The 19131-nt window shown below is 60.8% G+C and carries 15 protein-coding genes and 2 pseudogenes; 10 read left to right on the top strand and 7 right to left on the bottom strand.

What is annotated here, in order from left to right; translation table 11 throughout:
* Window positions 1-31: 31 nt before the first annotated feature.
* Window positions 32-142 (top strand): annotated as a pseudogene (locus CPA42_RS09120) (short chain dehydrogenase); the annotation flags it as partial.
* Window positions 143-532: 390 nt separating this feature from the next.
* Window positions 533-2101, top strand: coding sequence for a thioester domain-containing protein (locus tag CPA42_RS09130; RefSeq protein ID WP_107127875.1), 1569 nt, complete (start codon window positions 533-535; stop codon window positions 2099-2101).
* A 197-nt stretch (window positions 2102-2298) separates the two neighbouring features.
* On the opposite strand, the pseudogene CPA42_RS09135 reads toward CPA42_RS09130, so the two are convergent.
* Both CPA42_RS09135 and CPA42_RS09140 read right to left on the bottom strand, forming a co-directional pair.
* Window positions 2299-3298: pseudogene (locus tag CPA42_RS09135) on the bottom strand (magnesium transporter CorA family protein).
* Window positions 3295-3807 carry an NUDIX hydrolase gene (locus CPA42_RS09140; protein WP_002516550.1) on the bottom strand — a complete coding sequence of 171 codons (513 nt, stop codon included), beginning with the start codon at window positions 3805-3807 and terminating at the stop codon, window positions 3295-3297. Before CPA42_RS09140 ends, CPA42_RS09135 begins: the two are co-directional and overlap by 4 nt.
* Here CPA42_RS09140 and CPA42_RS09145 point away from each other — a divergent pair.
* Genes CPA42_RS09145 through CPA42_RS09155 form a run of 3 tightly spaced genes read left to right on the top strand, consistent with a single transcriptional unit; the run spans window position 3769 to window position 6610 of the window.
* A complete protein-coding gene (locus CPA42_RS09145) occupies window positions 3769-4026 on the top strand; it encodes a hypothetical protein (protein ID WP_002517673.1) in 258 nt (85 codons plus the stop codon). The genes CPA42_RS09140 and CPA42_RS09145 overlap by 39 nt on opposite strands.
* Before the next feature lie 35 nt (window positions 4027-4061).
* A complete protein-coding gene (locus CPA42_RS09150) occupies window positions 4062-5831 on the top strand; it encodes an acetyl/propionyl/methylcrotonyl-CoA carboxylase subunit alpha (protein WP_002516539.1) in 1770 nt (589 codons plus the stop codon).
* Between the two features lie 56 nt (window positions 5832-5887).
* Window positions 5888-6610: a hypothetical protein gene (locus tag CPA42_RS09155; protein ID WP_002519601.1), complete on the top strand. Its 723-nt coding sequence runs from the start codon at window positions 5888-5890 to the stop codon at window positions 6608-6610.
* Window positions 6611-6648: 38 nt separating this feature from the next.
* Here the strand turns inward: CPA42_RS09155 and CPA42_RS09160 are convergent, their stop codons facing one another.
* Entirely contained in the window at window positions 6649-8028 is a 1380-nt protein-coding gene (locus tag CPA42_RS09160) for an NAD(P)H-quinone dehydrogenase (protein ID WP_002516527.1), read from the bottom strand.
* 188 nt (window positions 8029-8216) lie between these two features.
* Here CPA42_RS09160 and CPA42_RS09165 point away from each other — a divergent pair, with 188 nt between their 5' ends.
* Window positions 8217-9029 (top strand): purine-nucleoside phosphorylase, encoded by an 813-nt coding sequence (locus CPA42_RS09165; protein ID WP_002519602.1) that lies wholly within the window; start codon window positions 8217-8219, stop codon window positions 9027-9029.
* 26 nt (window positions 9030-9055) lie between these two features.
* Window positions 9056-10732, top strand: coding sequence for a phospho-sugar mutase (locus CPA42_RS09170; RefSeq protein ID WP_002516528.1), 1677 nt, complete (start codon window positions 9056-9058; stop codon window positions 10730-10732).
* Between the two features lie 31 nt (window positions 10733-10763).
* Here CPA42_RS09170 and CPA42_RS09175 read toward each other — a convergent pair whose 3' ends face one another.
* Window positions 10764-12587, bottom strand: coding sequence for a class I adenylate-forming enzyme family protein (locus tag CPA42_RS09175; RefSeq protein ID WP_002519603.1), 1824 nt, complete (start codon window positions 12585-12587; stop codon window positions 10764-10766).
* A gap of 35 nt (window positions 12588-12622) precedes the next feature.
* Between CPA42_RS09175 and CPA42_RS09180 the strand changes: the two genes are divergently transcribed.
* From CPA42_RS09180 to CPA42_RS09190, 3 genes are all read left to right on the top strand, one after another.
* Window positions 12623-13273: a uridine kinase family protein gene (locus tag CPA42_RS09180; RefSeq protein ID WP_002519604.1), complete on the top strand. Its 651-nt coding sequence runs from the start codon at window positions 12623-12625 to the stop codon at window positions 13271-13273.
* Window positions 13274-13353: 80 nt separating this feature from the next.
* Window positions 13354-15006 carry an MFS transporter gene (locus CPA42_RS09185; protein ID WP_002516084.1) on the top strand — a complete coding sequence of 551 codons (1653 nt, stop codon included), beginning with the start codon at window positions 13354-13356 and terminating at the stop codon, window positions 15004-15006.
* A 289-nt stretch (window positions 15007-15295) separates the two neighbouring features.
* Window positions 15296-15928: a 3'-5' exonuclease gene (locus CPA42_RS09190; protein WP_002516003.1), complete on the top strand. Its 633-nt coding sequence runs from the start codon at window positions 15296-15298 to the stop codon at window positions 15926-15928.
* Between the two features lies 1 nt (window position 15929).
* Here CPA42_RS09190 and metG read toward each other — a convergent pair whose 3' ends face one another.
* From metG to CPA42_RS09205, 3 genes are all read right to left on the bottom strand, one after another.
* Window positions 15930-17735 carry a methionine--tRNA ligase gene (gene metG, locus CPA42_RS09195; protein WP_002516002.1) on the bottom strand — a complete coding sequence of 602 codons (1806 nt, stop codon included), beginning with the start codon at window positions 17733-17735 and terminating at the stop codon, window positions 15930-15932.
* An 82-nt stretch (window positions 17736-17817) separates the two neighbouring features.
* Complete coding sequence (locus tag CPA42_RS09200; RefSeq protein WP_002515996.1) at window positions 17818-18720, bottom strand: RNase H family protein; 903 nt, start codon at window positions 18718-18720, stop codon at window positions 17818-17820.
* Window positions 18717-19130: a cytidine deaminase gene (locus CPA42_RS09205; protein WP_002514731.1), complete on the bottom strand. Its 414-nt coding sequence runs from the start codon at window positions 19128-19130 to the stop codon at window positions 18717-18719. Before CPA42_RS09205 ends, CPA42_RS09200 begins: the two co-directional genes overlap by 4 nt.
* Window position 19131 lies beyond the last annotated feature (1 nt).

Genomic DNA, 19131 nt, shown 5'->3' on the forward strand with positions numbered 1-19131 from the left:
AGACTTTCCGTCCTCGTGACCGGAGCCACCCGCGGCCTCACAGTACGCACTGCGAGCGCTCACCCGCGCCCTACGCGAAGAAGAACGCGACGTAGTCCAGGTGACCTCCGTTCGCCCCGGCCGCGTCGACGCGGCGCCTCAATCAACGCATAGCAACCCAACAGCCCTCTTCGGCCTCAAATCTCACTTGATGGCATATGCAAGGCCCATTCGGCACATCCATTATCATGCCGCCAACGCCCCAGAGGTACGGTCATACAGCCCCAAGCACCTTTAACCGAATCATCGCGGGGATAATACGCGACCAATGCGATCAACTCGCCGCACGTGCGACCGGAAGTCTTGCCACGAGAACGCATAACACAAATTACCCAGTTGACACTGTATATAATTTCTGATATGATTGCGCGTTGATTTGACGATTTCGAAGGAAAAGGAGAAAAAAAGAAAGCCCTCAACCAATCGTTTCACATAATTTTTCGTTTCACATAATTTTTCCAAGACAGCCAAAACAAAAGGATCATCTAACCACATGAAACAAATGTTTAAATCCCCCACGACCGCAGTATTGACCGGAGTGCTCATTGCTGGGTCTGCGCTTTTACTGCCCCCGCTCCCCGCGAAGGCTGACGCAGTAAATGAAATTCATGCGAAGGCTGGAGATCAAGCCTCGGTGTCATTGACCGCATACGCAGATTCCCCCTTCTACAAGAAACTCCCAAGTTACGTCAGCGACTCACTGAGGGACGGCCTCTTCTATTACACGGGATATTATCTCGAAGATGGAGCAGCTGCGGGGCTTGCTGATCTAACGGCGCTCCACCCGACGGACACAGAAGACAACTCTCATACACTAGATGGCGATCCAGTACTGGCGTACTGCATTGAGAAGAATTCACTTCAAGAGCGGTACCATCAGGACACTGGTACTCTCACCAAGTGGAGTGAACTGAAACCACATTACAACGATAATCTCACCAACGCACTCCCCAAGATTGGGTGGATTGCAAAAAACGGCTACCCTAGCAAAGCTCTTGACGAGTTAGAGAAGCAAGCTAACGCCGCTAATGGGAACGATGATGCAACAGGATCCGATCACAGGGATGCCGTAACCGCCACCCAGGCGGCAATATGGCACTTCAGTGACGATTTCACCCTGAAAAGCGATGACATCACCGAATATGAAAATGGTAGGCTGGTATCCGTTCCCGACAGTGCAAAGAAGCACATATCGAGTCTTTATAATTATTTGATCAAAAAGGCTGTTCCTGTCTCAGATCCGTTGGACTCCACGTCCGACGCACGGGGGACCTCAGATTTCGCCGGTGCAGCCCTGAGCCTTGAAGCAGGGCAACAGGGGCACCAAGATCGCATCATTGTTCCCATCCAGCCACTAAGTCCGGCCCCGACGCCGACGCCGACACCAACGCCAACCCCGACGCCGACACCAACCCCGACGCCGACACCAACCCCGACGCCGACACCAACCCCGACGCCGACACCAACCCCGACGCCGACACCAACCCCGACGCCGACACCAACCCCGACGCCGACACCAACCCCGACGCCGACACCAACCCCGACGCCGACACCAACCCCGACGCCGACACCAACCCCGACGCCGACACCAACCCCGACGCCGACACCAACCCCGACGCCGACACCAACCCCGACGGATCATGTGAAAGTGACCACCACCGCCGACCAGACCGCCGAGGTGGGCAAGCCCTTCGGCGACACCGCCCACATCACCGGCACGGTCCCCGAAGGCGCCCACATCACGTTCAAGCTGTCCCACAAGGGGCTACTACCGAACATGTGCGGCGACTCGGTTATCACGACCAAGCCCGTCGCGGTTCCGGCCGGCGACCACGTCCAGCCCATCGACATCGCCTCTCCGAAGGTGACCGTCGGGGAAGCTGGCACCTACTACTGGGTGGAGACCCTCACCGATAACAACGGCAAGGTGCTCGCCCAGGGCAAGTGCGGTGAACACGCCGAAACCACCACGGTCACCGCACCAGTGGTTCCGACACCAACCCCGACCATGATTCCGGTCGGCCCCAGCCACCCAGGGCTAATGCCTCACACGGGTGTGTGATCCCACGGTGATGGCCCCATAACGGCCATCACCCCGCAACACGGCGGGGGCGCCCACCATCACAGGTGGGCGCCCCCGCCGTTTCGCACCTCGATCAACGTCGATCCTCGGTGCGACCAGGCACCGGCCGCGTCGGTTCCACCCATCCATGGCGCATGTCCCACCCCAGCAAGCACGCACAATCACCCGCCCGCTGCTCATATCCAGTCCTCCCTACGGAACACCAAATACAGGAGGACACTCGATGCAACGACCAATACCGTAGAGATCCACAGCCCCAAGGGTCGTCCATCCCCCCCAAAAGGGCACATTCTGACCAAACCACCCGGTGACAAGGGTGGGTACCGCAATGATGGCCGCCCAACCCGCCAGTTTCTTCATGACGATATTGAGCTTGGCATCCTGAATGGAAAGATTCGTCTCGAAAATCGTCGCGACCAGGTCCCGCAGGGAATCGGACCACTCTGACACCCGCATGGAGTGATCGTAAAGATCATTGAAATAAGGCTCAAGGACACGCGGAACAGCAACAGCTTCCCTACTCGGACGACTAATCGTCGAGACGATCTCGCGCATCGGGAGCACGATCCGACGAAACTGCACCAGCTCCTTGCGCAGCCGGTAAACCCGAAGTTGCACCTGCTGGGTATCGATGGAGTCGTCGAAGAGCTGGTCCTCTACGTCTTCAACCACGTCGTCGAGATGCTGAACGGTATCGAAATGGCCGTCAACAAGGACATCGAGAATAGCGTGGACGATACCCATCGGCCCATTCGAGATGAGGTCCGGGTTCGCGTCGAGGCGGTTGAGTACCTCCGCGATCTCTGGCAGATCGTTGCGATGAACACTAACGACGCCGTGCGCGAACACCCACACCGAAACCCGCGAGACGATCAAACGACTGTTGGGATCATCGGTCTCACCAATGGTCGCGGCGTAAGTCGTGAGGAAGAGATGGTCAGGATAGCGGGTAACCTTCGGGCGCTCGCCGGGAGCCTCGGCATCCTCAACAGTGTGAAAGTCCAGATTAAGCTCATCGGCCAAGATGTCGATGTCCTCACGATCAGGAGCGGTGAGGTCGTACCAGCTAAGCGTCCTGGTATCGGAGAGTTCCTCGTTTAGGGTCTCCAAAGGCACCGACTCTGCGATGACCTTGCCGTACTGCCACACTCGGGAGGAGAGTTGGGAAAGGCTCATCGGACCTCCTGGATGTCTGGGCTCACCATGTCCGAACTCATGATGACGGTATCGGCAGGATTGAGCGCGGTCTCGATGCGCCGACGGTGACGCGGCACCATCGGGGGCAGCTGGTCGATGCTGAAGAACCCGGTATGGCTGGACTCGTCGTCATCGACCATGGGCTCACCGCTCACCCACCGACACAAGAAGTCGTGGTCGAGGAACTGGCACTGATCGCCATTGGGATAGGTGACGGGGGCAGCCACGTTAACCCGAACTAGTCGGACGACCTCTGCTACTACCCCTGTCTCTTCGTGGATCTCGCGAAGGATGGCCTCATCGGGCCTCTCCCCCGGCTCTATAATTCCGCAGACCGGCGTCCATTGCCCGTCATCGGCCCGCTGCACCAACAGCACCTGAGGCCCCCGAGGGCCATCACGCACCACGACAGCACTACTGCCGGCCAACCATAATGGCGCATGACCAATATGACGTCTCAGGTCCAGGATGAACTGTGGTGTCGCCATGACGGTCAGGCTAGCGGCCTCGCGCGTCGTCTCCGATTACCCACAACGACTACCCCACCTATTTATGGCAAAGCTAGTCAGCAAGATTCCCACTGCCATCCATGCAACCAGAACGAGATTTTCCAGGGCTCCCACATCAACGTCGCTACACGGTGGCGAGGGGAAGAAGAGATGGACAATGACCATGCGACGTACGTCAACCCCTTAGACTCGCCGTGAGGGCGTCCCGTCCCCAAAAGCCGATCGGAGGAACTGTGGATAGGACCATCAAGCGGGTACTCGTCGCGAACCGCGGTGAGATCGCGGTACGCATCATCCGTGCCGCCAAGGACGTCGGCATCACCAGCGTGGCCGTCTACGCAGACTCCGACTCTGAGGGGCTGTTCGTCAAACTCGCCGATGAGGCCTTCGCTCTCAACGGCGTCACTCCTGCCCAGACTTACCTCGACGTCGACAAGATCCTCGACGTCGCCCGCCGCGCTGAGGTCGACGCTATTCACCCTGGTTACGGATTCCTCTCCGAAAACGCCGACTTCGCCCAGGCCGTCATCGACGCTGGATTCCTATGGATCGGCCCACCGCCACATGCCATCCGCGTCCTGGGCGACAAGGTACAGGCCCGCCACATCGCCCAAAAAGTTGGTGCGCCACTCGTCCCGGGCACCGCTGATCCAGTCGATGATCCCGAGGAGGTCGTCCAATTCGCGAAAGAACACGGCCTGCCGCTTGCTATTAAAGCGGCCTTCGGCGGCGGTGGACGCGGCCTCAAAGTCGCCCACTCGATGGACGACATCACCCCACTCTACGAATCAGCTGTTCGTGAAGCCGTCACCGCGTTCGGACGTGGGGAATGTTTCGTCGAGCGCTACCTGGACAAGCCGCGTCACGTCGAGACCCAGTGCATCGCCGACCACTACGGTACCGTGCAGATCATCTCTACCCGCGACTGCTCCCTGCAACGTCGTCACCAGAAGCTCGTCGAGGAGGCCCCGGCACCTTTCCTCAGTGACGAGCAACTGACCCGTCTCTACGAGTCCTCCCGCGCCATCCTCAAGGAGGCCGAATATGTCGGCGCCGCAACCTGCGAATTCCTCGTCGGTCAAGACGGAACAATCAGCTTCCTCGAGGTCAATACCCGGCTGCAGGTAGAGCACCCTGTTTCTGAAGAAGTGGCCGGAGTCGACCTGGTGCAAATGATGTTCCATGTCGCCCAAGGCGGTCACCTGACGCCCGAGGACCCACAGCTGCGCGGTCACTCCTTCGAGTTCCGCATCAACGCTGAGGACCCCGGAATGGGGTTCATGCCAGCTCCCGGAACCCTCACCTCTTGGCAGCCACCGTACGGCCCTGGCGTCCGCATGGACGAGGGATACCATTCCGGCATGACGGTGCCGGGTGCCTTCGACTCCCTCATCGGCAAGCTCATCATCACTGGTGATAGCCGTGAGCAAGCCCTGGCTCGAGCTGCCCGCGCCCTCGACGAAATCGTCATCGACGGCATGCCGACGGTCATTCCCTTTCACCAGGCGGTGGTTCACGACCCGGCTTTCACTGCCGCCGACGGCTGCTTCGGCGTCTTTACCGACTGGATCGAAACCGAGTTCGACAACAAGATCGAGCCATACACCGGGTCTCTGGGCGAGTCTGCCAATTCCGAGCCTCCTCGTGAGGTCGTCGTCGAGGTCAACGGTAAACGCGTTGAGGTGCGTATCCCCGCCTCCTTGCACGGCGCTCGTCAGGTCCCCAGCACCAAATCTCACCGACCTACCCGTCGCAACCGCGCCGGTCGCCGCGCCGCAACGACCGGCAACTCTGTGGCCTGCCCGATGCAGGGAACAATCATCAAGGTTAATGTCGTAGAGGGAGAAGAGGTCAACGAAGGCGACCAGATCGTCGTCATGGAGGCCATGAAGATGGAGCAGCCTATCGCTGCCCATCGCAGCGGCATTGTTCGCAACCTCAACGCCATGGTCGGCTCAACGGTCTCCTCAGGTGAGGTCGTGTGTGAAATTGTTGATGAGTGAGGGTCAGAACATGGTTTCGCTTGTGAGTGTCGCTTCGAGGCGGCATTCTGGTCATCATGTCCGGTAACCTCCTGCTGTTCCTCCTCTTCTTTGTGGGGCTCGTGGCGACGACAACATCACTTATGCGTGCCCAGCGTCAGTCCCGCGAGTTGGAGGCTCAGCGGGCGAAAGCCATTCAGGCCAAGGTCTCCCAGATGCGGCAGGAAACAGAAGAGGACGTCACCACCTTCGGCGAGGCCTTACGAGACCTCGACATGGAAATGGTTGGCAAGGATATATCGGCTGACGGTCGCAAGGACTGGAATATGGCCCTTGATTGCTATGACCGCGCCAAGACACTGATGGCCCAGGACAAGAGCACCCGCTCGATCCCGCTCGTAACTGAAACCCTCGAGGAGGGGCGGCACGCCATCGCCTGCGTGCAAGCTCGCGCTAACGGTGAGCCGATCCCCGAGGTGCGTCCACCGTGTTTCTTTGATCCGGCACATGGCCCGTCGACGACTGACGTCATGTATTCGCCCGACGGCGGGGTGGCGCGCAAGGTTCCCGCATGCGCCGCCGATGCCCAGCGCGTTCAACAGGGTCGTTCCCCATGGATTCGTACCGTCGACGTCAATGGCGCCCAGCTGCCTTACTGGCAGGCGGGCCCCGACTATGCCCCGTGGGTACAGGGATACTACCGCCGCTACGAATCTGACCCCGTCATCAGCGGCCTCGCTGTTGGCGGTCTTGGCCTAGTCGGGCTGGGTCTATTCTCTGCTCTCTTTGACGATTTCTGATCCGCCCGGATACTCGCGCCCCGGGGCTACGGGCTAATTCACGCGACGAAGGTCTGCAACCGGCGTGCCGCCTCCGAAACCGATCCCGATAGGGATGGATAGACGGTGAAGTCATGCTGAAAAGCGTCGACGGGTATGCGTTCGGCTACTGCTACCGAAATGGGATGGATGAGCTCGCTAGCCCGCGGTGAGACGACCACTCCGCCAATGATGTTGCCAGTCGCTGGACGGCAGAAAAGCTTGACGAAACCGTCGTGAAGCCCCTGCATTTTGGCACGCGGGTTCGTCGACAAGTCCAGCCGAGTCGACCTTGCCTGCACCTTCCCGGAATCGACGTCAGTTTGCGTCACACCAACTGTGGCAATCTCGGGAGAGGTAAAAACGTTGGAACACACCAAGGACAAGTCCAGCGGTTGGAGTGCCTGGCCCAGGGCGTGCCACACCGCAATGCGTCCCTGCATCGCTGCCACAGACGCCAGGGCGAAGACGCCGGTGCAGTCTCCGGCAGCATAGATACCGGGAACGTTGGTGCGCGAAACTTTGTCGACGGTGATGTGGCCGCGCGGACCGACAGCTACACCGACCTCTTCCAAACCGAGATCAGCGCTGTTGGGGGTCGACCCGACTGCCATAAGGACGTGAGATCCACGAACGGTCCGACCGTCCTCCAGCCCGACCACGACTGCGTCCCCGTCGCGGATCGCGGACACTGCGCGGGAATGCGACAAAATCTCCATGCCGCGAGACTCGAAGACCTGCTGCAACACCTGGGCCGCGTCGGGGTCTTCGCCGGGGAGAACCTGATCGCGTGACGACACCAGCGTTACTGGGCATCCCAACGAATCGTAGGCCGACGCGAACTCCGCACCAGTGACGCCAGATCCCACCACGATGAGGTGTTCAGGTACCTCCCGCATCGAGTACACCTGTTTCCATGTAAGGATGCGCTCCCCGTCACAGCGGGCCGCGGGCAGCTCGCGCGGAGTGGTCCCGGTGGCTAGCAGCACAATGTCGGCGTCGATTGTCTCATCGTCGTTGATAACAACCCGATGCAGGTGACCAGGAGCACCTGTCGCCAACCGCGCCCGTCCGCTGATCAGCCGCACTCCTTTGCGCTCCAGTCCGCGGCTAATGTCGTCAGACTGGGCTTGGGCAAGCTGACGCACCCGAAAGTTGACGGCGTCGAGGTCAACCTCGAACGTCTCGGTGTGACGTAATCCGAGCTCAGCTGCGCGGCGCAAGGTCGATGTGACCTCCGCAGTGGCGATGAGGGTTTTCGACGGGACGCAGTCGGTGAGGACAGCAGCTCCTCCGATACCAGTTTCCTCAACGACAGTGACTTCAACGCCACCAGCTGCTGCAACGCTGGCGGCCTCGTATCCTCCAGGCCCTGCCCCAATGATCACCATAGACGTCATGGCGGCATTCTTTCAGTCGCGACGGCTCATCTGTCGACATCGAGAGAAATCTCCGGTGTGAGGAAACCCTCGATTCATCACGCATTTCGACACTGAACACCCCAAACGGCTATCCCAGCTGACGAAAATCGCAGCACATGGCCAGGGCTGGCACTCCCGAAACAGCGAAAACCTCTAGGGTTAACCCCATGACGTCACCGGAGTTCACCGATCCCCAGGCCATCGCCCGCAATGCTGCCGATGCCATCCGTTCCCGCCTATCTCTGACCAGCGTCGACATGGGCCTCGTCCTTGGTTCAGGATGGTCTGCTGGAGTTGATCGCCTGGGCACGACTCTTGGGAGGATCCCGCTGAGTGAACTGCCCGGATTCTTTGCACCTGTTGTTGCCGGACACGGCGGCGACCTCGTAGCCGTGGCCCTGCCCAGCGGAAAGACCGCCGTTGTGCTCACTGGCCGCACTCATTTTTATGAAGGCCGTGGGGTCGAGCCGGTGGTCCACGGAGTGCGCACTGTCGCCGCGCTGGGTGCCACCACGATGATCCTCACGAATGGTTGCGGCGGATTAGACCCGTCGTGGGGCCCGGGAACCATCGTCGCTATTCGTGACCACATCAACCTCACCGGTGCCACCCCGCTGCGCGGCGCCACTTTCATTGATATGTCGACGGCGTGGACCCCACGCCTGCTGGAGGTCACCGAGAGGGTTGCCCCTGGCACTCCAACCGGTGTTTACGCTCAGTTCCGCGGCCCCCAGTACGAGACCCCAGCTGAGGTTCGCATGGCTCGCACCATCGGCGCCGACCTTGTGGGAATGTCAACCGCCCTTGAGGCCATTGCCGCCCGCGAAGCCGGTCTCGACCTACTTGGGCTGTCCCTGGTCACCAACCATGCAGCCGGGGTCACTGATGCCCCACTTGACCATGCCGAAGTTATCGCTGCTGGCAAGCAGGCCGCCCCTCGACTAGCTAGCCTTCTCGCCGATATCACGGCTGCCATCTGATCCATCCCACAGCCCATCGAGGAACCATGACCACCACCCGCCCTGAAAGGCTTAGCCCCGAACTCGTCGCAGAAGTTCAGTCCTGGCTCGACCAAGACCCCGACGAGGCCACGCGCACCGAACTGTCCGATTTGCTCGTCCGCGCCCAGTCTGGTGAAGCTGAAGCCATCGCAGCGGTGAAGTCGGCCTTCGCCGGACCATTGACCTTCGGCACCGCTGGTCTACGCGCGGCACTCGGTCCCGGCCCGTCCCGCATGAACCGAGTCGTTGTCCAGCGTGCCGCTGCCGGTTTCGCTTCCTGGTTGCGCTCCCACAGCAGCCGAGGAGGGACCGTCGTCATCGGTTTCGACGCTCGTCACAATTCTGACGTCTTCGCCCGCGATACCGCCGAGATCATGGCCGGGGCAGGTTTCCACGCCCTGCTGGCCGACTCCCCCATTCCGACCCCGGTGACGGCTTTCGCTATCAAGCATTATGGGGCAGTCGCCGGTATCATGGTGACGGCCTCCCACAATCCTCCCGCTGATAACGGGTACAAGGTCTATCTGGGGGACGGTTCCCAGATCGTTCCACCCACCGACGCCGAGATTGCCCACGAAATCGAGGTCGTGTCTGAAGAGCCCGTGGGTGCGATTGCTCGCGGTGACGACATTGAGTTCATCGGCGACGAGCTCATTGATGCCTATGTCTGTCGCGCCGCCAAGCTGACTACGGCCAATCCCGACGTCACCTGGGTTTATACCGCCATGCACGGGGTCGGAACACGGGTCGTGCGTCGTCTCGTTGAGAAGGCTGGCTTACCCGAATTTATCGGGGTGACCGAGCAGCTCAATCCAGACCCGGATTTCCCGACTGTAGCCTTCCCGAACCCCGAGGAGCCCGGCGCCATCGATCTGGCCATTGCTCAAGCCCGCAAGCACGACGCCGACGTCGTTATCGCCTCTGACCCCGACGCCGACCGCTGCGCCGTAGCAGCCGTTATTGACGGGGACTGGCGGATGCTTACCGGCGACGAACTGGGCACTCTTCTTGGTGACGATGCCCTGCGTCGTGGTCTCGACGGTGTTTACGCCAACTCGGTGGTTTCATCGACCTGTCTGGGACGGATGGCTAAGGCTGCCGGACGCAAGCACCACATGACTTTGACCGGGTTCAAGTGGATCGGCCGTGTACCTGGACTCGTCTTCGGCTATGAGGAAGCCATTGGTTACTGCTGCGATCCTTCCCACGTACCCGACAAGGACGGCATCACCGCCTTGGCAACGATCCTGCGTCTGGTCGGTGAACTCAAGGCCTCCGGCACCACCATCGCCGAACGTCTCGACGAAATCTGGGCCGCCCATGGTCTACACCGCACTTCCCAGCTCGCGGTGCGCGTCACCACCATGTCGATCATCTCCCAGGCCATGGACCGCTTGCGCAACCAGCCCCCCGCAACCCTGCTAGGTGATCGCGTCGATGTCTGCGACCTCGACGATCCCAGCAATGGGTCCGGGCTACCACAGCAGAACGCGATCGAGCTGACCGGACCTCGCGTTCACGTTGTCACTCGTCCCTCAGGCACCGAGCCGAAGCTCAAGTGCTACCTCGAGGTACGCGCAACCCCAGCGGAATCGGCCGCCGATCTGTCAGCCACCAAGGCCCGTCTTGACGCAGACATGACGACCCTACGAGACGAGATGTCCCAGGCTCTCGGAATCTGAGCGTCCCTGCGACCCGGACGATGCGTCCTCGTCAGTAATGACGGGGACGCACGAATGTGTCGGCCTCCCGGCATGCCATAGCGGTGGCCTCAACATGCTTCTTCTTGCCTGTCGGCGTCATCGGCAACTTGTCAACGAAGCGGTAGGCGCGAGGTCGTTTGAACCGGGCCAGGTCCTCACTAGCCAGGCAGTGAGCCTCCAGCTCATCAGCTGTCACTGCAGCAGCGTCAGGATCGGCCACCACGTAGGCAACGACCAGCTGCCCCCATTCCGGATCAGGCAGACCCACCACGATCGACTCCAGGACGCTCGGGTGGGATTCCAGCACGGACTCCACCTGGGTTGGGAACACGTTCTCACCACCGCTGATAATCATCTCGTCTTTACGTCCGACGATGGTGACGAACTCATGCTCGTCCCAAGTCGCGAGGTCACCCGGGTAGAACCATCCGGCATGGAACTTCGGATCCTTCGAGCCAGTCTCGCCGGAGTAGGACATACCGCACTTGGGACTGCGCATCGCGACCTCACCGACCTCAACGCCGTCCTTGGCGGCCAGCTCGTCGGGCTCAGCGATACGGTCGTCAAAAACCTTGACCACCTCGACGTCGTCATCAGTGCTGGCCCGACCAGCTGTACCAGCCATTCCCGGCAGATCGAAGGGACGCAGGAAGGTGTTCCAGAAGGTCTCAGTGGTGCCGTACCCGTTCGAGATATTGGGGGTGAGAACCTCCATATACCGCCGGGCCGAACCGGCGTCGAGTGGAGATCCCATAGTGACGATGCCCTTCAATCCCGACAGGTCACGCGCATTTTTCTCCTGGGCGCGGGCCAGACGCTCCAGGGCCGTCGGTGCGCCGATGAGGAAGGTGATTTGGTAACGGCCCACCCAGTCGAGCACGGTGTCGGCGTCGAACTCGCGCATCGGCACCACTGATCCCCCGACGTAGAAGGTGGGGTTAGGACCGCCAGAGTGCAGGCCACCACGGTGGAACCACGGGGTCATGTTAAGGGTGCGGTCTTGTGGAGTGAGCGGGAAATGCATGATGACATCGTGCGCACTCATGACCTCCACGAAGGACGGCAGCGGGACACCTTTCGGCAGGCCGGTCGTCCCTGAGGTGTAGAGACGGATGACCTCGTCGTAGGTGCTGAGATTCGACGGACGATCCGGGGCCCTTCCATCGGCCTGGGACAAAGCGGTGTCGAAGTCGACGGCGCCGTCGGGCAGGTCCGGTGAGGTGCCAGCCGGAGCCACCTGGATGAGCGAGGGTGTCGGGGTCTCGCGCTCCGGAGCGACCTCCTCAAGTGCCGGCAGCACTCGAGAAGTGACCTCGGCGTCGTAGACCAGCACCTTGGGGCGGGCATCACGCAGGGCACAGGCCAACTCGCCGGGAGCGAGCCGACAGTTGAGGACAGTTCCCACCGCCCCCAGACGGTGAGCGGCAAGATAGCAGATCGCGAACTGCGAGGTGTTGAACAGTTCGAAGGCGAACGTGTCCCCGGGACCGACACCATGCTGGGAGAGCACGACGGCGAAGCGTTCGACGTCGGCGGCCAGTTCGCGATAGGTCCAGCTGCGATCGGCCACCGGGTCGATCATGGCGGGTGAGTCGCCGAATCGGTGCAGGTTACGCTCCAGCCCTGCCACGTAGGTGAAGTTGTGTTCAACGTATGCGCGCAGCGGCTGCGAATCAAAGCCCATGAAAGAAACCTCTCTGCCAACGTTTAGACGTAATCGCCACGTTACGCCGGTCACGGTCAGCTTCTCAGCGTGGTGGGTGATAAGTGACGCTGGCCTTTGTTTATCGCCCAACCGCGCCGACTCACGCCCGAGGGCTGAGGAGGCTCCCATGGAGCCATGAGAGCATCAGACATTGTGATGCTTGGATGCCCCGCTTTTTCGCAAGGGCCGAGTCGGCGTACGTTCCGGATACGTTCCCGATAGACTCGGCAGCCGTGGCGCGCACGATCATCCTATTGGCAGGACCCTCTGGATCCGGGAAATCCCGTCTCACTCATATGGCGGATTTACCCGAGCTACGCCTCGACGACTTCTACCGAGATCACGACGAACCCGGACTACCCATGGTGCGCGACATGGTCGACTGGGACGACGTCTCCTCCTGGAATCTTCCGGTCGCTGTCGAAGCCCTCGGAGAACTCGCCACCACAGGGCATACCGTCGTCCCTTGCTATGACATCTCACGGTCGCGAGCCGACGGCAACCACGTCGTCGAGGTTGGGGACGCACGGGCAGTCGTTGCGGAGGGAATTTTTGCCCCCGACTTGCTGGAGCCATGTCTGCAGGCGGGCCTCAACGTGCTACCGATCTGGTTGGACCGACCTCGCTGGCTGAACTTTGCCCGGCGTCTCGTCCGAGATTTGCGACAGCACCGTAAGTCTCCACCCGTGCTGATCCGTCGCGGTCTCACTTTATGTCAGGCTGAACCGGCTCTGCGGTCACGAGCGATCGTCATGGGATTTCAGCCTATGAGTATGAGGCGAGCAAGTACCACTGTCGCCGCTCTGATGGGCTGAACGTAGGAGAGGTTTTCAACCTTTTGGTCGATGCCGATGGACCATCGCCTTCGTAATGTCGACAAGTCGAAAGGAATGCCGTGTCAGACGCCAGCTCCGCCGCCACTGCGGCCCAGCCCTTCCCCGGGCGCTGGAAAGCCCTCGCCATCCTCGCCGCAGGGCTCTCCCTCATCATCTTGGATGGCACAATCGTCGGTGTTGCCCTACCGACGATGATTTCGGCCCTCAACCTGAACCTCACCGACGCTCAGTGGGTCAACGCCATATACAACGTCATCTTCGCTGCTCTCCTACTCGGAGCCGGTCGCCTCGGCGACCGAATCGGGCGCCGCACCACCTTCGCGACTGGCGTGGTCCTCTTCGTCGGAGGGTCTCTGCTGGCCGCGACGGCGTCGGGCCCTGGCTCCCTCATCGCCTCGCGTACCGTCCAGGGTGTGGGAGGCGCGCTTGTGTTGCCGTCCACCCTGTCATCAGTGAACTCGCTCTTCCAGGGCAAGGATCGCGCCGCCGCTTTCGGCATCTGGGGCGCCGTCATGAGTGGCATGGCAGCCCTCGGCCCACTGCTGGGCGGAGTCTTGACTGAATACGCGTCATGGCGTTGGATCTTCTGGGTCAACCTTCCGTTGGGACTGCTGGTACTGGCTGGAATTGCCGCATGGGTGCCACAGACTCGCGGCAAACCTGCTGACAAAGGCGTCGACGTCGACGGTGTGCTCACCTCAGCCATCGGCTTTGGCCTGCTCATCTTTGGGCTCATTGAGGCCACCACCCTGGGATGGTGGGATAAGAAAGAAACCTTCAAAATATTCGGGTGGGAATGGCCGGCCAGTTGGTCGATGTCCCCCGTGCCGTGGGCGATCGCTATCGGCCTGGTTTTCATCATGCTATTCATCGCCTGGGAGCATCACCGCGCCAAGGTCGGCCGCGACGCCCTACTCGACCTGACTCTGTTCCGGGTAGGGACGTTCTCCTGGGGTAATCTCACTGCCGCCACGGTGGCCATCGGCGAGTTTTCCCTCACATTCGTGCTACCGCTGTTCCTAGTGAACTCGCTTGGTCTCTCGACGGTGCGTACTGGCATCGTGCTCGCCGCAATGGCCTTGGGAGCATTCTTCTCCGGGGCGTCGGCACGTCACCTAGCCGCGAGGATGGGTGCCACCGGGGTGGTGGTCCTCGGGCTGGCCCTCGAGGTCATCGGCGTCGGGTTGCTGGCCTGGGTCGTCGGTATGCAGGGATCCACCTGGCTGAGTGTTCTTACTCTCATTGTCTACGGTGTTGGGCTCGGCCTGGCCTCGGCCCAACTGACCTCGACGGTGTTGCACGACATTCCTGCCGACCAGTCCGGGGCAGGATCGGCCACCCAATCGACGGTGCGTCAGCTGGGTTCGGCCCTCGGCGCCGCCATCGCCGGGACAGCGCTGGGATCGGCCATGAACCACACCATTCCCGACGCGGTGGCCTCGATTAGCGCAGTACCGACCAGAGTCCTCGACAAGCTCGTTCACACCACTGAGGACTCAGCCGGTTCGGCCATTCCAGGACTTCGCAATGCGTCCCCCAATAGCCCCTTCCTTCGCCCGCTCGGTGAATCCCGCGGTGCCGTCATCAGCAGTCTCGAGACCGGTTTCGCTCACGCAGCAGCGTGGTCGATCGGGTTGTCGTCGCTGTTTCTGGTTATCGGTCTGCTCGGGGCGATCATGGTGAGGCACGAGGCACGCAGGCAGGTCGGCTAGCAGCTCCATAACGGTACCGCCACAGGAGAACAGCTCCTATTCCCAAGTATCTTGCATTCATTTACACCGAAACGTTCCAGTAAATGCAGCAGGCACACTGATCGATTTCCCTCGAGCTGCTGGCGGTCCCAACACATTGCCTCAATTGACAGCACCACTGCCCGACGTCACTTCAACCAAACCCTACCGACGCCGCTGTAGAGGATCGCCAGTGTCGCAGGTGGGAACTATTCTGACGCCAGTCGCTTTCCGCGGATAGGGAAGCAAGAGGGTTAAAGCGGAGGTACAAATGGCGTTGCAGAAATGGCCCAACCGAGGCGCGAGCAACGCCACACCGGCAGACTTCATGTCGACCCGGAGGACTCAGCGTCGGTCCTTCTTCGTCCCCTCCCCCTCGCAGATCGCCGAGCCGAGTTTCGTCGCGGTGGACTTCGAGACAGCCAACCGAATGGGCGGAGTATCGGCCTGCCAGGTGGCCATGGTGAAGGTGCTTGACGGACAGATCGTCGACAGGTTAAACACCCTGATCCGTCCGCCCAAAGGGTGGGACTCGTTTGAGTTCACCTATCTGCATGGCATCTCAGCAGCCGACGTCGCGGACGCCCCCGGCTGGATCAACATTGCCGACACCGTCTCCCACTTTGTGGATGGGGCGACCGTATACGCCCACAACGCCGCTTTCGACTCCCGGGTGTGGCGACAGCTCGACGAGCACTTCGGCACCACCACCCTGCCCGCACCGTTCTTCTGCTCTTACCGGACAGCGCAGCGCCTCATCCCGGGGTTACCCAACTACAAGCTCCCCACGGTGCTTCACGCTTGTGCCCCGAACTACCAGCTCAACCATCATCGAGCCGACTCCGACGCCGAAGCCTGCGCCCTCATCGTCTGCGAGTTACAGAGACGGGCGCAGACAAGCTGACTTACTGCGGGTTGACCGGGGCCCATTGCGGACCGGTCTGGGCGAGCTTAGCGTCAAGCTTCCGGAAGATGGGCGAAGGTTTGGACAGCGGAGTACCTACCGCGATTTCATGACGGCCCCATGACGCCTGCTCGGTGGCGTAATCCCCCATGAGGATCGGTGCCCCATCGGTCTCAATGAGCTCAGGCTGGGCCGCCCACACACCCTCGCCACCAAGGGCCTCATAAATCTTCTGCGCCGAATGAGGCATGAACGGGGTCATCATGGTGTTAACGTCACTCACGACCTGCAAAGCCACATGCAGCACGGTGTCACGGCGCTCAGGGTTGTCCTTGAGTTTCCAGGGTTCCTCAGCAGAGATATAGGCATTAGCTAGCCCAACGATCCTCATCGCCTCAGTAATGGCAGCCTTGAATCTGGCGTGGGCAAGCAACCCGCCCACGGTGTCAAACCCAGTAGCAGCGGCATCCAGCAACTCACGGTCAGCGTCTGTCAGCTCACCAGCAGCCGGAATCTCGTGGCAATTCTTGAACGCCATCGAAATCGACCTGTTAACGAGGTTGCCCCACTCGTTGGCGAGCTCAAAATTCACCCGGCGGACAAACTCTTCCCAGGTGAAATCAGTGTCCTGATTCTCCGGACCGGCAACCGCGATGAAGTAGCGCAGGGCGTCGGGGCCGAACTCATGGAGGAAGTCTCCGACAAAAATGGTGGCGCCACGAGAGTTCGACACCTTTGAACCACTCATCGTCAGAAACTCGCTGGAAACAATCTCGGTGGGAAGGTTAAGGGTTCCAAGTTCCTCGGATGGCTCGCCACCCTTATCACCACGTCCATTTGTACCCAGCAGGATGCCGGGCCAAATAACCGAGTGGAACACAATGTTGTCCTTACCCATGAAGTAGTACGAACGGGCATCCTCGTCATTCCAGAACTCACGCCACGCATCAGGCCTACCAATACGGCGCGCCCACTCAATCGAGGCAGACAGGTATCCGATGACAGCGTCGAACCACACGTAGATCGACTTCATCGGGTTGTCCTGCCAGCCTTCTACTGGCACGCGAATGCCCCAGTCGAGATCGCGGGTAATAGCGCGCGGACGCAACTCCTCAAGCAGGTTGTGGGAAAACTTCAAGACATTGGGACGCCAATCGGTGCGAGTGTCAATCCACGACGCCAACGACTCGGCCAGGGCAGGAAGGTCGAGAAAGAAGTGCTCGGTCTCGCGAAACTCGGGAGCGGCCCCTGTGGTCTTTGATCTGGGGTCGATAAGGTCGGCCGGGTCGAGCTGACGGCCACAGTTATCGCACTGGTCACCGCGGGCATCGTCGTATCCACACACCGGACAGGTGCCCTCAATGTAACGGTCCGGAAGGGTACGTCCGGTCGATGGCTCGAACGCCCCCATCTCGGACCTCTTGACGACGTAGCCGTTTTCGTGGAGGCGAGTAAAGATCTCCTGGGTGACGTCAGCGTGGTTGTCGGTCAGCGTCGACGTGTACAGATCGTAGGACAACCCGAGCCCCTGCAAGCCTGCCGCGATGATGCGGTGATACTTCTCAGCGCACTCTTGAGCCGTCACGCCCTCCTGATCAGCCTTGACTGAAATAGCGGTGCCATGACAATCCGAGCCGGAAACCATGAGGACTCGGTGACCCGACATTCGCATGTACCGGGCAAAGACGTCAGAGGGGACACCGAATCCGGAAACATGGCCGATATGTCGAGGCCCATTAGCGTAAGGCCACGCGACGGCGGCAAGAACGTTGGCACACATGAGGTTAACTCTATCGGTAGCCGGCATCGAGGACGTCAGTGATTGAAGCAGCCTAGGCCGATGCTAAGTACCGATCGAGGTCATCGTGATTCATGACCCGAGCAACTTTTCAGCGCACCGGGGTGATTTGGTGGAATCTCAACTGCCAGCCCCTATCTGGGTCGCGATGCCATAGCGAAACCCGCACGCTTACCCGTGATCCTGCCCGTGCCCGCCACCGCAGCAGGACATCCTGTGGGCCGATCCTTACCATTCCGAGAATCTCAATACTGGCCCTCACCTCGGGGACCGGCATGTCGGCCAAGGCCCGGCCTCGCGTCCACAGTCGGCCATTCCCGTCATGTTCGATGAAGTCAGGGGCGGCAAGCTCCTCCAGAGCGCTGCGATGGGCGATCGCATCGGTCTCCAGGAAGCGGCGCTCCTTGTCGGTGAGGATGCCGATAAGCTCCTGGTCAGGGGTGGCAGGGCGCTCGGGTAGATCAAACAACCGCTCTTGCTCATCACCGTTCCCAGGTCTCGGCACATCCTCTTGCGGCTGCGGATCGCGGTCGACCCTGCCGAACCCAGGCCCGTGATCGACTGGGGTGCCGTCGCGGAAGGCCGTGGCGGCAGCGCGAGCACGCTGATCGGCAGCCTCGTTCATAGCATGGCCAGCGTGCCCTTTCACCCACTCAAAGGTGACGTCACGGCCGTCGAGCTCTTCATCAATGGGCTCGAGGAGGTCCCGGTTGAGTACAGGCTTGCCGTCACGTTTGCGCCATCCTTTACGTTTCCATCCCGGAATCCACTTCGTGCAGCAGTTAATGGCGTACTGAGAGTCACACAAAATCGTCAGTGGCTCGTCGGCGTCACGAGTGGCGCGCAACACGTCGAGAACAGCCTTGAGCTCGCCCATGTTATTCGTACCGCGTGGCCAGCCGCCGGCAGCCCAGGTGTCGTCGTCGATATACCAGGCCCAGCCGGCTGGCCCCGGATTGTTGAGGGAGGACCCGTCAGCTGCGGCCACTATCATGACTTCTCCTGCTGGTTGGCGACACGATCAAGGTTGTCGACGCCGAAGGCCTGCGGTAGCACCTCGGTCATCGTTTGCACCCCGGCTGGGGTGTCGATGAGCATCGTCGGGCCACCATGTTCCCACAGCAGTTGGCGACAACGCCCACACGGCATGATCGTCTCACCCATAGCGTCCACGCAGCAGAAGGCGAGAAGGTGCCCACCACCCCCGGCCACGAGGTCACTGATAAGCCCGCACTCTGCACACAAGGTGACGCCATAACCAGCGTTTTCCACATTGCATCCGACGACGACGCGACCATCCTCGGCAAGCCCGGCTGCTCCCACTGGGAAGTGGGAGTACGGCACGTAAGCTCGTTTCGTCAGTTCGTGAGCTCGACAGCGTAACGCGTCCCAGTCGACGTCCACG

Origin of the sequence: Cutibacterium acnes (assembly GCF_003030305.1) — a bacterium.
GTDB lineage: Bacteria > Actinomycetota > Actinomycetes > Propionibacteriales > Propionibacteriaceae > Cutibacterium > Cutibacterium acnes.

Excerpts from the sequence above, each read along its gene's own strand:
- CPA42_RS09165 (WP_002519602.1), top strand. The coding sequence starts at position 8,217 with ATGACGTCACCGGAGTTCACCGATCCCCAGGCCATCGCCCGCAATGCT.
- CPA42_RS09160 (WP_002516527.1), bottom strand. The coding sequence starts at position 8,028 with ATGACGTCTATGGTGATCATTGGGGCAGGGCCTGGAGGATACGAGGCC.
- CPA42_RS09180 (WP_002519604.1), top strand. The coding sequence starts at position 12,623 with ATGCCCCGCTTTTTCGCAAGGGCCGAGTCGGCGTACGTTCCGGATACG.
- metG (WP_002516002.1), bottom strand. The coding sequence starts at position 17,735 with ATGCCGGCTACCGATAGAGTTAACCTCATGTGTGCCAACGTTCTTGCC.
- CPA42_RS09175 (WP_002519603.1), bottom strand. The coding sequence starts at position 12,587 with ATGGGAGCCTCCTCAGCCCTCGGGCGTGAGTCGGCGCGGTTGGGCGAT.
- CPA42_RS09140 (WP_002516550.1), bottom strand. The coding sequence starts at position 3,807 with ATGGCGACACCACAGTTCATCCTGGACCTGAGACGTCATATTGGTCAT.
- CPA42_RS09190 (WP_002516003.1), top strand. The coding sequence starts at position 15,296 with ATGGCGTTGCAGAAATGGCCCAACCGAGGCGCGAGCAACGCCACACCG.
- CPA42_RS09200 (WP_002515996.1), bottom strand. The coding sequence starts at position 18,720 with ATGATAGTGGCCGCAGCTGACGGGTCCTCCCTCAACAATCCGGGGCCA.
- CPA42_RS09170 (WP_002516528.1), top strand. The coding sequence starts at position 9,056 with ATGACCACCACCCGCCCTGAAAGGCTTAGCCCCGAACTCGTCGCAGAA.
- CPA42_RS09155 (WP_002519601.1), top strand. The coding sequence starts at position 5,888 with ATGTCCGGTAACCTCCTGCTGTTCCTCCTCTTCTTTGTGGGGCTCGTG.
- CPA42_RS09130 (WP_107127875.1), top strand. The coding sequence starts at position 533 with ATGAAACAAATGTTTAAATCCCCCACGACCGCAGTATTGACCGGAGTG.
- CPA42_RS09145 (WP_002517673.1), top strand. The coding sequence starts at position 3,769 with ATGACGTCTCAGGTCCAGGATGAACTGTGGTGTCGCCATGACGGTCAG.